The sequence below is a fragment of the Pyrinomonas sp. genome (assembly GCF_040289685.1).
Classification (GTDB): domain Bacteria; phylum Acidobacteriota; class Blastocatellia; order Pyrinomonadales; family Pyrinomonadaceae; genus Pyrinomonas.
In genome coordinates this window covers 1-14,859 of the sequence record NZ_PSLQ01000007.1, presented here as the reverse complement: position 1 = coordinate 14,859, position 14,859 = coordinate 1, and the positions used below count along the sequence as shown (strand labels likewise).

Here is a 14,859-nt window from a genome sequence, read left to right as displayed (position 1 = left end):
ATTTCAGAACCGCGCGCCGTTTGACCGTATGGGCGAAAAGGCGACTCAAGGCGCGCTCACAAAAGCTACACGCCGCTTGTCGCCGCAACGGACTTAAAGTCCGGGCGCGCTCGACGGCGCGACGCGCTCGATGTGCGGCTCCTCCGGACTGATGCGAATACACGCGGCGAAGTGGCGCGGCTTGATCTCGACCAGCGGCGGCACCACCTCGGCGCACTCGGCGATTGAATATGGGCAGCGCGTGCGAAACCGGCAGCCTGAAGGCGGATTGATCGGCGAAGGGACGTCGCCTTCGAGAACGATTCGACGACGACGCGCTTCGATCTCTGGATCCGGCACCGGCACGGCTGAAATGAGCGCCTTGGTGTACGGCATCAATGGTTCTTCGTAAACGGCCCGCGCCTCGGCCAGCTCGACGATTCGTCCGAGGTACATCACGGCGATGCGGTCCGACATGTGACGTACCGCACGCAGATCGTGCGAGATGAACAGATAAGTCAAATTGAACTCGCGCTGTAAGCGTTGCAACAAATTCATGATCTGCGCTTGAATCGAAACGTCGAGCGCCGAGATCGGCTCATCGGCGACGATTAAATCGGGACGAAGCGCCAAGGCGCGCGCAATTCCAATGCGCTGACGTTGTCCGCCGGAGAACTCGTGCGGGTAGCGTTTGATGAAACGCGGGCTCAACCCGACGCGGCGCATCAAATCGCGCACGCGCTCGTCAGCCTCTCGTCCGCGGGCCAGCCCGAAAGTCTCCAACGGTTCGGCGATGATGTCGCGCACGGTCATGCGCGGATTCAAAGAGGCATAAGGGTCTTGAAAGACCATCTGCAAGTGTCGTCGTTCGCGCCGCATCTCCTCTTTCGACAAGCGCGCCAGATCGCGTCCGCGAAAGATGACCTGCCCGCCCGTCGGTTCGACCAAACGTAAAACGGCGCGCCCGAACGTCGACTTGCCGCAACCGGATTCGCCGACCAGCCCCAAAGTCTCCCCGACGCGCACGGCGAGCGTTACGCCATCAACGGCCTTGACGATGCGTCGCATGGGCTTGCCGCCAGCAACCCGGTCCCAAAACGCTCCGCCGCCGAGGTCGAAATGGACGCGCAGATCGCGCACATCGAGCAACTTCTCAGCGCCGTTGCCTGCTGATCCAGTCTGTTCGGTCAACATCGGCTTCACCCCCTTTTCAGCGCGACTCCGTCGAGAGGTTCATCTCCGGTCCCCGTTTGATCGCCGAGGCGATGCCGCTTTGATTTCGGGCTTCGCGCTCGCGCAAAGATTCGGCATAGACGGCTTCGGCGAAATGGCAGAGCGAATAGTGGTCCGGTGCGATCTGGACCAATGGCGGGAACTCGCGTCGGCATATCTCTTCAACGTGCGCACAGCGCGGAGCGAACGGGCAGCCAGGTGGAAGGTGCGCGACATCGGGCGGCAATCCCGGGATTTGATACAGCTCTCGCCCGCGCTCGTGTGCCGGGTCCGGCACTGAGCGCAGAAGCCCTTTGGTGTAAGGGTTGGCCGGCGTCGCGAAGAGCTTGCGCGTCGGCGCGCGCTCGAAGACCTTGCCCGCGTACATCACGATGATCTGATCGGTCATACCGGCGACGACGCCGAGATCGTGCGTGATCAAAATGACGCTCGTGCCGGTCTCCTCTTTCAAGCGTTTGATGAGTTCGAGGATCTGCGCTTGAATCGTCACGTCGAGCGCGGTGGTCGGCTCGTCCGCGATGAGCAATTCCGGTTCACACGAAAGCGCCATGGCGATCATCACGCGCTGGCGCATGCCGCCCGAGAACTCGTGTGGGTATGAATCCACGCGCGATGCCGCATCCGGGATGCCGACGCGCTGGAGCATCTCGATGGCATGTGCGCGTGCGCGCGCGCGCGAGTAGCCGAGGTGGAGTTCTGTCATCTCCATCAACTGCCGCGAGATGCGCATGAACGGATTGAGCGAGGTCATCGGATCTTGAAAGATCATCGCGATCCGCTTGCCGCGCACGCGTCGCATGTCGTCCGCAGTCAACGCGAGAAGATCTTGGCCGTTGAAGAGTATCTCGCCCGAGACGATGCGCCCTGGTGGTTCCGGGATGAGCCGCATAACCGACAAATTGGTCACGGACTTGCCCGATCCCGATTCGCCGACGATGCCCAACGTCTCGCCGCGTCGAAGATCGAAGCTGACGTCGTCGACGGCTTTGACCACGCCATCTTCGCTGTAAAAGTAGGTGCGCAAGTTTCTGACTGACAGCAGTGTTTCGTTCATCTTCATCGCGTCGCCCGGTATGAAATCTCGGCGCTAGACTTTCCGCATCTGCGGATCGAGCGCGTCGCGCAACCCATCGCCCAAAAAGTTCAAAGAAAAGAGCGTCAAGGCCATCGTCACGCCCGGAAAGATCATCTGCCACGGGAAGATGGCGAGATTCTGCACGCCATCGGCCACCAAGCTGCCCCACGACGACAGCGGCGCCTGCACGCCCAATCCGAGAAACGACAGGAACGCCTCTTGCAACATCACCGAAGGGATGGTCAGCGTCGCATAGACGACCACCGGACCGAGCACGTTTGGCACCAAATGGCGAAAGATGATCTTCGGCGTGGAGACGCCCGTGGCGCGCGCCGCGAGCACGAACTCTTGGTTCTTCAACGAGATCACCTGCCCGCGCACGATGCGCGCCATGGTCAGCCATGAAACGGCACCGAGCGCAACGAAGAGCAGGACCAACTGGCCCATCGGCGACCGCTGCCCGAACACGGCGAGCAGAACGATGACGATCAACATGTAGGGCAGCGCGTAGAGCACATCAACGATGCGCATCATGATGTTGTCGACGCGCCCGCCCAAGTAACCGGCCGTCGCGCCGTAGGCGACGCCGATCACCAACGAGACGAGCGTCGAGATGATCCCGACCATGAGCGAGATGCGCCCACCGACCAGCACGCGCGCCAGGATGTCGCGTCCGGCGTTGTCCGTGCCCATCGGATGCTTCCACGAAAAGGACCCATCGGGCGCAGTGAACGGCGGAAAGGCGCGGATCAATTCTTGATCGCGCGGGATGTAGTCGTAGGTGTAGCCGGTGGTCCAACGGATGATAGGCGGGCCGATGATGGAAGCGAGCGCCACCAACGCGACGACGACCATGCCGAAAACGGCGAGCTTGTTGCGCAGCAAGCGACGCCAAGCATCGCGCCACAAGGAGACGCCGACAACCACCTCTTCGCCTTCTTCCGTCGATCGGATGTCGCCTTCGCCGACGGCCAGTTCCGGCGACATGTGTATCTGATCGCCGGCGCGCGCCAGCGACTCCGGCGTCGTCCCGCGCGGAGTCAACGCCGGTTCGGTTTCGGTCGTAACTCGCTCTTCTTTTCTCTCTTCCATGACGCTCTAGTACCTTATCCGCGGATCAATCAGCCCGTAGGCGACATCCACCGCCAAGTTGAGCAACATGATCATGATCGAAGTAAAGGCGACGATGCCGATGATCAACGGCTCATCGCGGTTCAAACTCGCGTTGACGAAATAGTTCCCCAACCCGGGCAAGGCGAAGATGCGCTCGACCACCACCGTGCCCGAAACGAGAAAGGCCAGCGCCGGTCCAGTGAAGGAGACCACTGGCAACAGCCCCCCACGCATCGCGTGCCGGATGATCACGGCCCGTTCGCTCAAGCCCTTGGCACGCGCCGTCCGAATGTAGTCGGAACGCAGCACTTCGAGCATCCCAGCGCGCGTCAGGCGCGCGATGTAGGCCATGTAAACAGCCGACAACGTCAGCACCGGCAGCACCAGATTCCAGCTCGGCACCCCGCCCCAGCGCGCTGGCGGCAGCCAGTAGAGCGTGAGCGAAAAGATGAGCACGAGGATCGGACCGAGAACGAAGTTCGGCATCGAAATGCCGAGCATCGCCAATGCCATCGAGAGGTAATCGAGACGCGAGTTCTGTTTGAGCGCCGCGAGGGTGCCGGTTGTGATCCCGACGACGAGCGCCAGCAAGTAGGCGAGAATGCCGAGCGTCGCCGAGACGGGCAGCGTCTGCGCCAGTATCTGATTGACCGATTGCCCTTGATACCGCAGCGAGATACCGAAGTCGCCGCGCACAACGTTGCTCAGCATGCGCCAGTACTGCTGGTACCAAGGACGATCGAGACCGTACTTCTCGCGAATGTTCCTCTCGATGGCGGGCGGCAAAGCTTTCTCGCCTGAGTAGAAGTTGCCGGGCGCCAGTCGAATCAACCCCCATGTCAAGGAGATGACCACCAGCACCATCGGCACGGTGATGATCAAACGTCGAATGATGAAACGCAGCATCTTCTTTCGTCCCAGATCGCCGAGCGACTATTTTTCGGCCACGATCTCCGTTGACGGCATCCCGCGATCCCACTTCGCTGGGTCGTGTTCGATGTAGACGAACTTCCATGCGTGCATGGTCATCGGGTTCGGGTACAGCCCCTTGACGTACGGCTTCTTCATCCAGTTGGAGGCATTGGTAAATAGCGGGATCACGGGTTGCGCGTCGAGCAGGTACTTCTCTGCTTGGGCCAACAAGGCGTAGCGCCGTTGTGGATCGAGCGTGTGATTTGCCTGATCGAGCATGCGGACATATTTCGGGTCCCACCAACCAGTGCCGTTGTCGCCGCCTTTAGAATAGAAGAGTCCGAGGAAGGTGAACGGGTCGATGTAATCGCCGACCCAACCGCCGCGCGCAAAGCCTTTGTAGTCGAGTTTAGAACGCCGATCGAGAAAGGTTCGCCACTCCATGTTACGCAACGAAACCGTGATGCCTAGGTTCTGCTTCCACTGGGCTTGCAAGAACTCGGCGACCTCTTTGTTGCGGTCCGAAGTGTTGTACAAGTATTCGACCTGATCGGCAGGGAACTTGCGCGGATCGTAGTTGCCCGCAGCGTCGCGGTAACCAGCTTCGGCCAGAAGTTTTCGCGCCAACTCCGGATTGAAGTCCGCGCCTTTCGGTTGCGGGTAGTTCGGAAAGATCCCTTCGGGCGTGAACGCCGTCAAGGGTTTGACGACCCGTTGATATTTAGCCAGCGCTTGGCGATCGATCGCCAAGCTGAAGGCACGACGCACGCGCACGTCGTTCATCGGCGGGCGCGTGGTGTTGATCTGAACGTAACCGATCGCCACTTCCGGCGCGTCCATGTAGTCTTTGAGCGGACGGATGAAATCGATCCATCCGGTCGGCACTGTGTGATTGTAGGTGGCGTCCAACTGCCCGGATTTGTAGAGGTTCATCATGGTCGTGATGTCCTCCAACGGGTAGAAGATCAACTTCTCCAACCGCACCCTAGCGGCGTCCCAGTAGTACGGATTCTTCACCAGCACGATCTCGTTGTAGGGGCGATGGGCTTGCAGGATGAACGGTCCGCTCGTGATGATGTTCTGCGGTTTGGTCCACGCCTCGCCGTATCGCTCGATGGCCTGCCGCGGGACGACGCGAAAGAACTGATGCGGCAAGACGCCGACGAAAAAGGGGGCCGATTGCGTGAGCGTAATGCGCAAGGTGTAATCGTCGATCGCTTCGACGCCGATGTCTTCAGCGCGGACGGGGACGAACTCTTTGCCGACGACCAACTCGGCGAGTTTTGGGCTGCTCTTGAACAGGGCGGCTCTTTCCTTCTCCGTGCCGGGGAGCACGAGTCGCGTCGGCGAGTAGATGAAGCGGTGAAACGGCGTATCGAAGGCTGGATTCTCTCCCGCGGCTGAGGTCTCGCTCGCTGGATCGCTCTTTTTGGCCTCGCCCTCGGCCGTCGGCACATCTTTTTCCAACAGGAAGTCGCCTGTGCGCGGATCGCGGACGAAGACGCCGCCCTCGTTGTAGGCTTGGGCGTACTTGATGTAATAGGCCATATATGCGCTACGCGAAGCGAGTTCGGGCGCGAGTCCGCGACGGAGAGTGTAGACGAAATCGTGGGCGGTGATCGGGTCGCCGTTGGACCAGCGAGCGTTTCTTCGCAAATAGAAAATGAACTCGGAAGAATCAGCGTTCGCCTCCCAACGCTCGGCGATGGCCGGGATCGGCTCGGAAGTCACCGGATGGTATTCGGTCAAACCTTCGTACAGCGCCAAGTATAAACGCCCTTCCGGTTGACCGGTGCTCATCTGCGGATCGAGCGACTCAGGTTCCGATCCCGAAACGTAACGCATCACTTGACCAGCAGGCGGCTTCACCGAGCCGAAAAATTCCGCGTCGCCCGTTTGCACAGAACAGGAAGCGACCGTCAGCGCCAACGCCAACGTCGCGGCTAGACCGGTCCAGCTCTTGAAATTTCTCATCCCTACAACCTCTGGGAAGATCGCTTGAAGATTTTCGCGCGGGCGCGATCAAACGCTGAAGTTCATCCGTCATGACCGGACGACATGCCCGTTCCGCCTCGATCGCCGGAGCACGTTATCACGCGCGCTGCGCACCTGACAAGACGGATTTTCGCGCTCCTCGGCGTGCCCGAAAAGCGCGCATCGTTTGCGAAGATGTCACACGCCGGTCAATTGGTTGCTCTTCTACGACCAGCAGGGTCTTTCCGACACGCACGCAAGCTCCCGTTCGAAGTCGCTGATTCAGCTTTCCACTCCCAATTCGAGTCCGTGTGGTCGGTTCCGCCGATTCATCTTTCCGTTTCGAACTCAAGCTCGCCGCCCCATCCTGCCGCCTTAGAGTTCAAGCCAGCGTTTCGCATCGCTGGAGCGAGCCTCAGTCGCATCCTCCGACGAAGCGCGCTTTGACCTCTGTTTTCGCCCCGCGACCGGCCAGCGCATCATCCGGCAAGAGGGGAGCGCGCTCTTTTCCAAGCGTCGCGCCCTTCCCTTGTGGCGCGCGCCACCCGAGGTCGAGTCGCACGAACTTGAGCGTGGGCGCATCGAACAGACCGCCATTAAACCCAATCACATAGGGGCGCACCAGCGAAATGGAAGAGGCGAAATAGAGCGGCACTGCTGGCCATTCCCGCAGCGCATCCTCCTCGGTCTTCACCGCGAGCGGAGCGATCAATTGCCGATGCAGTGCGATCTCGGAGATGGCGGATTGCTCTTGCGAGTTGCGTTCGAAGAAGGCGTCCGACGGGAGCGCGAACATGTGTTCAATGCTCGCCCGCTCGCTGGCTGATTGAACCACGGCGCTTCGCCGCGCCAGATCGTAATCGCCCGCGCGCAGAGCGGCTTCGTACTCTTCCCAACTTTTGACGACGACTTCCGTCTCGATGCCGAGCGCATTACGCCACATCGCGGCCACCGTTTCGGCCACCAGCCGGTGTTGCTCGTTGCGGTTGATGAGCAACCTCAAGCGCGGAAAGTTCTGCCCGGCAGGGAAGCCCGCTTCTGCAAGCAACGCGCGCGCGCGCGCAACATCGTATCTCAGTTGAACGCTCTCGTCCGGGGACGGGCCGAAAGGTAAGAATTTCGTCGCCGACTCGCCGACGCCGCCGAGCACGTCGCGCACCAACCGTTCGCGGTCGATGGCGCGGGCCAAACTCTCGCGCACGCGCCGATCGTCCAACGGCGGGCGTGTGATGTTGAACAAGTAAAAGGTCAGCGCGGCGAAGGTCGAACGGCGAAGGTCTTTGTAAGAAGCGAGCAATTTGACGGCGACGGGTTCAAGCGCGACGTTGGTGACAGCATCAAGCTCGCCCGCACGGTAGCGCGCGAGCGATTCCTCGCCATCCGCCGCGATGAAACGAACGCGCTCCAAGGTAACGGCTTGCGCGTCCCAGTAGTCCGCACGACGCACAAGCACCACTTCTTGCCGGTCCACGCGATCGAGCGCGAAGGGGCCGTTGACAACAGCAGCGGCACCATCGGCATTAACCGAACGATGCACTGGACGAAAGACTGGGTGCGACACCATGACCGGAAAGTCTGGGTCCGGTTCGCGCAGTCGAACGCGCAAGACGTAGTCGTCAAGCGCTTCGGCGCCGAACTTTTCAGCCTTCGAGCCAGCGGCTTCCTCCGCCGCGCCAGCAACCTTCTCGATGAGCGAAGCGTGCGCGGCCTTCTGCCCGAAATTCAACGCCCGCCGCCAAGATCGCACGAAATCATGAGCCGTCACGGGATCACCGTTGGACCAGCGGGCGTCACGCCGAAGCGTAAAGGTCCATTCGCGCCCATCGGAGGCCGCTTCCCAAGCGGAAGCGATGGCCGGCAGCGGACGAAGCGTCTGCGCATCGAGTTCCGTCAGACCTTCGAACATGGCTCGCACAGCATCCGTATCGGGCGGAGCGATGGCCAAGGCCGGATCAAAGACGCGCGGCAACCCGCCATCGCTCCATCGCAGTTCTTGCCGCTTCGGCACGACCACGCGCCCGAAATAAGGCGTTTCGTCTTCAGGGAAACAGGCGCCGATGAGAAGCGCTGACAGCAGCAACGCTGCCACGCGAAGGGGACGTGCGGGCCACGCACTTTGCCAACAGCATGATGTGACGAAACGCAACGGATCTCCTCTCGCACCCCGGTGATTCGAGAGCTGATGCCTGCAACTTCGCTACCGACAAGCATCGGTCAGCGCGCGCAGCCGACGGTAAACCTCCTCCGTCTGACGACGCACGTCGTCGAACCCATCGGAAGAATCGATCAGGAAGTCCGCATGTCGCATCTTCTCTTCCTGCGGCATTTGGGCCGCGATCAAGCGTTCCGCCTCTTCGCGCGAGATCCTGTTTCTTCGCATCAAACGCTCGATCTGCACTTCGGGCCGACAATGGACGACGATCAACCGATCGAAACGATGGCGACTGCCGGCTTCAATGATCAGCGCCGCTTCGACGACCGCGATCCCGCACGGGTCCTCGCTTTCCAGACTTTTCAACCGTTCTTCCTGCTCGGCGATGATGAGTGGATGCAAGATAGCGTTCAAGCGCGCGCGCCGTTTTGCATCGGCAAAGACGATGGCAGCCAAACGCGCCCGGTCCAGCGATCCATCTGAACGTAAAACCTCTTCGCCGAACTCTCGGACCACCGCTTGTAAACCCAAACTGCCGGGAGCAACCACGGCGCGCGCCACTTCGTCAGCATCGATCACGTGGCAACCGAGTTGGCCGAGCACGGAAGCGACGAACGATTTGCCGACGGCAATCGAACCTGTCAACCCGACGCGCAACATCGCTTCAAACGTCGCCCAGACGCCTGCGCCGCGCTGCCGTAACGGTATTGCGCATGAGCATGGCGACCGTCAACGGCCCGACGCCGCCGGGCACAGGCGTTAAACGTCCGGCAACCAATTCGGCTTCGGCCGGATGAACGTCGCCGACGAGCGTGTAACCGCGCCGCCGGATCGCTTCTATGCGCTCGTCAGCGCGCGGGCCGAAAAGCTCGCGCGCCTGCGCTTCATCGGTCAGACGATTAATGCCGACATCGATTACGGTCGCGCCCGGTTTGATGTGTTCGCCGCGAACAAGAGCGATGCGCCCCGTCGCCGCGATCAAGATGTCCGCCTGCCGCGTCAACAACGGCAAGTCGCGCGTGCGCGAATGGCAGACGGTCACGGTCGCATCCCTTTGCAAAAGCAGTTGCGCAAGCGGCCGCCCGACGATATTGCTTCTCCCGATGACGCAAGCGTGCGCGCCGCTGATCTCAACGCCGGAGCGGACCAGCAGCTCGATGATGCCAGTCGGCGTACACGGCAACAGCGCCGGCTGGCCCAGCATCATCCGCCCGACGTTGAGCGGGTGAAATCCATCAACATCCTTAGCCGGATCGATCGCTTCCAACACGCGCGCCGCGTTGATCTGCGACGGCAACGGAAGTTGCACGAGGATGCCATCCACGTCCTCGCGCTGGTTGAGCTGCGCGACGAGCGCGAGCAATTCCGCCGTGCTGGTCGAAGCGGCGAGCGCATGCTGTTCCGAACGCAGCCCGAGCGCCGCGCTTGTATTCACTTTGTTGCGCACGTAAACGGCCGAAGCGGGATCATCGCCAACGCGCACCGCAACCAAACAGGGCTCGATCCCGTGCTCCGCCTTCAAACGCTCAACCTCTTCGCTGACTTCGCGCTTGATCTCCTCGGCGATGCGCGTGCCGTCGAGCAGCACGGCGCGTTCACTTCTTCGCTCCATGATCATTCGTGTGCGCCGATACTAACACATTCTCGCCCCCGAGAGCAGCGTCCTTGACGCGCTGATATCTCCCCGCTTCTTTCAGTCACCGCCGCTCAGTGCACGTTCTGGTGACGGATCACCTTTCGCGTGCGCAACAGCCGGCGCACCGTCGCCACGATGCTGCAAACACCCTCCGGTTTGGGTAAGTAGGCGTCGGCGCCAGCGCTCAGCGCGTCGCTCAAACAATCATCCTCGGTGAAGATCAAAACGGGCGTCTGCCGCCGGTGCGGCAAGGAGCGTAACTGACGAAGCAGCTCAAGCCCGCTTTTGCCGCCCACCTGGCATTCGAGGATGACGAGATCGTAAGGCACCTCCTGCGCGATCTTTTTGCTGGCGTCCGACCAGTTGCGCGCGGCATCAACCTCCCACCCTTCCTGCTCCAACATCTGTTTGACGGTGAGAAAGACCAACGCATGCTTTTCGACGTAAAGTATTCTGACCTTCTCATCCATGCAGCCATCCCGCGAACTGGATCCGGCAAATCCAACGATGATGAAACTTCCATCGCACGTAGAGCAAAAGCCGTTCCGCGCCCTCCGGCGAGATATGACCTGTAAATCAAGAAGCCCGCTTGATGAAGAATTAGTCGGGACGTCCACTCCGGCAGGCGACATACGATGCGGTTGAAGCGACGCCCGGAAGCGTAAAGCGCTCTCCGCTGGACCCTTCGCTTTATCGTCTAACTTTCTGTGCGATCGAGGGTTAACCGATCTCGCAAGATTTCTTGCGCCTTTTTCGTCGCTGTCACCTCAGTTGACGGCGGCAGCCGGTCAATTTTTGACGTCCATCCAATTCGGGCCGATGCCGACCTCGACTCGCAGCGGCACAGCGAGTTCGACAGCCGTCTCCATCTCGCGTTTGAGGATTTGGGCGGCGCGTTCGGCTTCTTCGCGCGGCGCTTCGACCAACAGTTCGTCATGCACTTGCATGACGAGCCGAGCCTTCATCTGCTCGCGGCGAAAGGCTTCGTCCACGCGCAACATGGCCAGTTTCACGATATCGCTCGCCGTCCCTTGAATCGGCATGTTGATCGCTTCGCGCTCGGCGCGGGCGCGTACCTGCGCGTTGCGGTCGTTGATTGCCGGAATGGGGCGGATGCGACCGAAGATGGACCGGACCACGCCCTCGCGTCGCGCTCGTTCAACCGTCTCCTCCATGAAACGGCGCACGCCTTTGTACGTGTTGTAGTAGTCTTCGATCACTTTTTTGGCCTCTTTGCGCGAGATGCCGACCCGTTGAGCGAGTCCGTAAGGTTCGATGGCGTAGGCGATGGCGAAGTTGACGATTTTGGCGAGCCGCCTCTTTTCGCGCATCTCGGCTTCGTTTCTGGCCCCGAAGACCAGTTGCGCCGTGCGCGCGTGAATGTCCTCGCCTTTTTGGAAGGCTTCGAGCATGACGGGATCGCGCGTGATGTGCGCGAGCAATCGCAATTCCAGTTGCGAGTAATCGGCGGAGACGAACAAACAGCCTTCATCCGGAATGAAGGCGCGGCGAATGCGCTGGCCCAGCTCGGTGCGGATCGGGATGTTCTGAAGATTCGGTTCGCTCGAAGAGAGCCTGCCGGTGGCCGTCACCGTTTGATTCAAACGGCAGTGAATGCGCCCGTCGGCAGCGATCTGTTCGGGCAAGGAGTCGGTGTAGACGCTCTTCAGTTTGTCGAGTTCGCGATACTCGATGATCAAGCGCGGGAGTTCATACTGCACGGCCAGCTCTTCGAGCAACGCGCGACTGGTTGACATGCGCCCTGTGGAAGTCTTGCGCCCGGTGGTGATGTTCAGCTCTTCGAAGACTTCGGCAACTTGCTTCGGCGAGTTGATGTTGAATTCGCGTCCGGCGAGACGGTAGATGCGCTCAGTCAGCTTGCGCAGCTCTTCGCCGAAGTACCCGGACAGCTCCCGCAAAACCTGAGGATCGACGCGCAGTCCAGCCCGTTCCATGCGATAAAGCAATGGCGCGAGCGGCAGTTCTATTTCGCGGTAGATCATCTCCAACCCCTGCTCGAGCACACGCCCGTGAAGCACGTCCGCCGCTTGCAGAGTCAAATCGGCGGCCTCTGCCGTGCGCCACGCTTCGGCGGTCCACCCGGCGAGCGGTTCAGTCCACGCTTCGGCGCCCGTGGCATCGCGCGCCAGATCGCTCAACTCGTAACGGCTGCGTACAGGATCGAGCAGGTAGGCGGCGAGCAACGTATCGTCGGCGACGCCTTCGATCTCCACTTTTAACTGGTCCAACAAAGCGACCGCGCGCTTCAAATCATGCACGGATTTGGCGAGCAGACCGTTGCTGAATGCATCGCGCAACATGTCGGCGGCGACCTCTGGTCCGCCTTCGAATCCCGCTAGATCGATGTAGCTAGCCGCGCGCGCGGCGGTCGAGATAGCGACCCCAGCAGGCAGGCCACGCGCATCGTGCGCGCCGCCTTGCTGCCCGGCCCCGGCGGGCGTGGAATCAGCGACGGCAAAGCCCCAGCCCTCTGTATTCCACAAGCGGTCGAGGAGCCTTTCGAGTTCTTCGCGCGTCTTGATCAGCCGATAGCTTTTGTGCGCGGAATCTTCTCCGCGCGCAAGATGCGCCGCGTCGGCGAATTCGCGCATCAACGCGCGGAATTCGAGTTCGCGAAAGAGCGCGTAGGCGGCGGCGCGGTCGGGTTCGCGTGCGCGCAAACTTTCGATCTCGATCTCAATGGGCACATCGGTGCGAATCGTCGCTAGCTGGCGCGATTGAAGGATTTGGTCGGCGTAATCGCGCAGCGCTTCGCGATAACGTTTGTTCTTCACCTGTTCCCAGTGGGCGAGCGCGTTCTCAATCGAACCGAACTGTTCGAGTATCTGGACGGCGCCTTTGGCGCCGATCCCGGGTGCGCCCGGAATGTTATCGATCGGATCGCCCATCAATCCGAGCAGATCGGGGATCTTCTCCGGGGGAACGCCGAAACGAGCTTTGACCCATGCCTCGTCGCACCATTCGACGGGCGGAACAGGCTCGCGCCGCTTAACGTTTTGTGGGTTCTGCCGCAAACAGACGATCAACGGATCGCGCACCAACTGGCACATGTCTTTGTCGTTGGAGACGATCACCGCTTGAATGCCACGTTCGGCGGCGCGCACGGCGAGCGTGCCGATCACGTCGTCAGCTTCATAGCCCGGAACGTTGATGATAGGGACGCGGAAGACTTCGCATACGCGCATGATCCAAGGCAGTTGCGAAGCCAACTCATCGGGCATCTCGGCGCGATTCGACTTGTAGGCGGCAAAGCTTTCGTGGCGAAAGGTCGGGATGCCCGATTCGAACACGGCGGCGACGTAATCGGGTCGCTCTTCGGCGAGCAGTTTGCGCAGCATGTTGGTGAAGACGAAGATCGCTTGCGTTACTTGCCCCTTGCTGTTGGTGAGCGGTTCCAGCCGCGCGCTCATGGGCGCAAAGTAGGCGCGAAAAATATGCGACATCGAATCGATGAGGAACAATCTTTCGCGCGGCTCAGCGCGTTCGTCTCGCTTCGTTTGCGGCTGGTCTGCTGCAGCGCTCCGCTTTTTCGCCGTTTGCTCTTCGCTTTTCGTCTTCTGGCGCGGCATGCGGAAAAGATGATAAGAGCCGCGTTCATCGAGTGTCAACACACGTCGAAAAGGGCGCCGGACAAACTGCGCGCTGGACCAGCAGCAGGGGGAAGGCGCGCTGCAGCCAAACAGCTGATCGCCACGCGATGGACGCCGATCTGAGTCCTACTATCCTATGTCCTACGGCAAACGGAAGTCCATGCCGCGCTTTCGCCGAAGCGCAAGTTCGTTGAGCGCGCCGTGCCCTTCGTCTTGACGGCGTCGCTGCTCTTGCGGCGCGCGGGCGTCGCGCCTTTGAGAAAGCGGACGTTAGCGCTGCGTCCAAAACTCAAAAGATGAACCGCCCCGCTTTGAGGGCGCGGTGCAACGGGTCGCGCGCGCGGCGCCCGACGGCAAAATCATGTCGGTCCGCATGGGCGTAGAAGCTCAATTCGCCGCGCGAGTCGAGCTTCAGATCGCGGATCTCCTCGCGCGCGAACCGCTCCGGTTCGGGCAAGTGCGCGTCTTCTGGCGGAAAGAGAGGATCGCGGCGCTCGGCCCGCGCCCGCGCAACGTAGGCGTCCAGCGCGCGGCGTAGTTCATGCTCGGCGATGCGTTCGCTGCCGAGCTGGAATTCTTGCAACCACCACGCCTGCGGTTTAGGCTCCACTTTGGTTGCAGGACCCAACAACGCCATGCGCAAGGCCGAGGTCGCGCGTCGCATGCCGATCAACGCTGGTATGCCGAACATAAACAGGTGAGAGATCAGCGGCATGAAGTGTGACACGCGCAAGGAGGCTTCCAGCGCCAAGCGGAATTTCCTCTCGCTCTTCTCCCGAGCCTCTTCGAGCGATTCGCGCGTGATGAAATAGAGGCATCCATCCGTGATCAACAGGTCGCCTCGGTATGTGTACCGCTTGGAAATCTTGTAGTAATGCACGCCGCGGATCGCCAGCGGCAAGGACTGCACTTCGTAGGGCTGCATTCTTCACTCCCTTTTTCGTCACAGAGTGTGGTTTTTGCGCGACAGCAAGCGTGGCACAAAAGCTACAACCAGAGCAAGAGAGCTAGCGCGGTTACTGGCAGCGCAAGCTGCAAATGCCGAACTTCCGTGCAACGGAGGAGAGGCGAAGCTCGCGGGGAACGATTTTTGCTTTTTCGGTTTTCGCGTTCGACCGAAGCCGATTCGTTTCAGCCGTAAACAGGTCAAGTACCCCAGCCTAAAGGCGGGGGC

General features: G+C 60.8%; 12 protein-coding genes. 1 reads left to right on the top strand and 11 read right to left on the bottom strand.

Features of this window, described 5'->3' with window-relative positions:
• Positions 1 to 93 precede the first annotated feature (93 nt).
• The 10 genes from C4334_RS02970 to polA form a co-directional block, all read right to left on the bottom strand.
• On the bottom strand, positions 94 to 1,173 hold the full coding sequence (locus C4334_RS02970; protein ID WP_352430596.1) for an ABC transporter ATP-binding protein: 1,080 nt from the start codon (positions 1,171 to 1,173) through the stop codon (positions 94 to 96).
• Between the two features lie 16 nt (positions 1,174 to 1,189).
• Positions 1,190 to 2,266, bottom strand: a complete 1,077-nt coding sequence (locus tag C4334_RS02965; RefSeq protein WP_352430595.1) for an ABC transporter ATP-binding protein — start codon at positions 2,264 to 2,266, stop codon at positions 1,190 to 1,192.
• Positions 2,267 to 2,299: 33 nt separating this feature from the next.
• Positions 2,300 to 3,379: an ABC transporter permease gene (locus C4334_RS02960; protein ID WP_352430594.1), complete on the bottom strand. Its 1,080-nt coding sequence runs from the start codon at positions 3,377 to 3,379 to the stop codon at positions 2,300 to 2,302.
• 6 nt (positions 3,380 to 3,385) lie between these two features.
• Positions 3,386 to 4,306: an ABC transporter permease gene (locus C4334_RS02955; protein ID WP_352430593.1), complete on the bottom strand. Its 921-nt coding sequence runs from the start codon at positions 4,304 to 4,306 to the stop codon at positions 3,386 to 3,388.
• Between the two features lie 27 nt (positions 4,307 to 4,333).
• The gene (locus tag C4334_RS02950; RefSeq protein WP_352430592.1) at positions 4,334 to 6,286 is read right to left on the bottom strand and encodes a peptide ABC transporter substrate-binding protein; all 1,953 of its coding nucleotides are present in this window, start codon (positions 6,284 to 6,286) and stop codon (positions 4,334 to 4,336) included.
• Between the two features lie 415 nt (positions 6,287 to 6,701).
• Positions 6,702 to 8,375, bottom strand: a complete 1,674-nt coding sequence (locus C4334_RS02945) for a peptide ABC transporter substrate-binding protein (RefSeq protein ID WP_352430591.1) — start codon at positions 8,373 to 8,375, stop codon at positions 6,702 to 6,704.
• A gap of 108 nt (positions 8,376 to 8,483) precedes the next feature.
• The gene (gene coaE, locus C4334_RS02940; protein WP_352430590.1) at positions 8,484 to 9,098 is read right to left on the bottom strand and encodes a dephospho-CoA kinase; all 615 of its coding nucleotides are present in this window, start codon (positions 9,096 to 9,098) and stop codon (positions 8,484 to 8,486) included.
• 4 nt (positions 9,099 to 9,102) lie between these two features.
• Positions 9,103 to 10,050, bottom strand: coding sequence for a bifunctional 5,10-methylenetetrahydrofolate dehydrogenase/5,10-methenyltetrahydrofolate cyclohydrolase (locus C4334_RS02935; protein ID WP_352430589.1), 948 nt, complete (start codon positions 10,048 to 10,050; stop codon positions 9,103 to 9,105).
• Positions 10,051 to 10,145: 95 nt separating this feature from the next.
• Positions 10,146 to 10,544 carry a response regulator gene (locus tag C4334_RS02930; RefSeq protein WP_352430588.1) on the bottom strand — a complete coding sequence of 133 codons (399 nt, stop codon included), beginning with the start codon at positions 10,542 to 10,544 and terminating at the stop codon, positions 10,146 to 10,148.
• A gap of 318 nt (positions 10,545 to 10,862) precedes the next feature.
• Positions 10,863 to 13,538 (bottom strand): DNA polymerase I, encoded by a 2,676-nt coding sequence (gene polA / locus C4334_RS02925; RefSeq protein ID WP_352430587.1) that lies wholly within the window; start codon positions 13,536 to 13,538, stop codon positions 10,863 to 10,865.
• On the opposite strand from polA, the gene C4334_RS02920 reads away from it, so the two are divergent.
• Positions 13,530 to 13,808, top strand: coding sequence for a hypothetical protein (locus C4334_RS02920; protein ID WP_352430586.1), 279 nt, complete (start codon positions 13,530 to 13,532; stop codon positions 13,806 to 13,808). The genes polA and C4334_RS02920 overlap by 9 nt on opposite strands.
• Before the next feature lie 166 nt (positions 13,809 to 13,974).
• Here C4334_RS02920 and C4334_RS02915 read toward each other — a convergent pair whose 3' ends face one another.
• A complete protein-coding gene (locus C4334_RS02915; RefSeq protein ID WP_352430585.1) occupies positions 13,975 to 14,610 on the bottom strand; it encodes a hypothetical protein in 636 nt (211 codons plus the stop codon).
• Positions 14,611 to 14,859 lie beyond the last annotated feature (249 nt).

Excerpts from the sequence above, each read along its gene's own strand:
- C4334_RS02970 (WP_352430596.1), bottom strand. The coding sequence starts at position 1,173 with ATGTTGACCGAACAGACTGGATCAGCAGGCAACGGCGCTGAGAAGTTG.
- C4334_RS02965 (WP_352430595.1), bottom strand. The coding sequence starts at position 2,266 with ATGAACGAAACACTGCTGTCAGTCAGAAACTTGCGCACCTACTTTTAC.
- C4334_RS02960 (WP_352430594.1), bottom strand. The coding sequence starts at position 3,379 with ATGGAAGAGAGAAAAGAAGAGCGAGTTACGACCGAAACCGAACCGGCG.
- C4334_RS02955 (WP_352430593.1), bottom strand. The coding sequence starts at position 4,306 with ATGCTGCGTTTCATCATTCGACGTTTGATCATCACCGTGCCGATGGTG.
- C4334_RS02950 (WP_352430592.1), bottom strand. The coding sequence starts at position 6,286 with ATGAGAAATTTCAAGAGCTGGACCGGTCTAGCCGCGACGTTGGCGTTG.
- coaE (WP_352430590.1), bottom strand. The coding sequence starts at position 9,098 with ATGTTGCGCGTCGGGTTGACAGGTTCGATTGCCGTCGGCAAATCGTTC.
- C4334_RS02935 (WP_352430589.1), bottom strand. The coding sequence starts at position 10,050 with ATGGAGCGAAGAAGTGAACGCGCCGTGCTGCTCGACGGCACGCGCATC.
- C4334_RS02930 (WP_352430588.1), bottom strand. The coding sequence starts at position 10,544 with ATGGATGAGAAGGTCAGAATACTTTACGTCGAAAAGCATGCGTTGGTC.
- C4334_RS02920 (WP_352430586.1), top strand. The coding sequence starts at position 13,530 with ATGCGACATCGAATCGATGAGGAACAATCTTTCGCGCGGCTCAGCGCG.
- polA (WP_352430587.1), bottom strand. The coding sequence starts at position 13,538 with ATGTCGCATATTTTTCGCGCCTACTTTGCGCCCATGAGCGCGCGGCTG.
- C4334_RS02915 (WP_352430585.1), bottom strand. The coding sequence starts at position 14,610 with ATGCAGCCCTACGAAGTGCAGTCCTTGCCGCTGGCGATCCGCGGCGTG.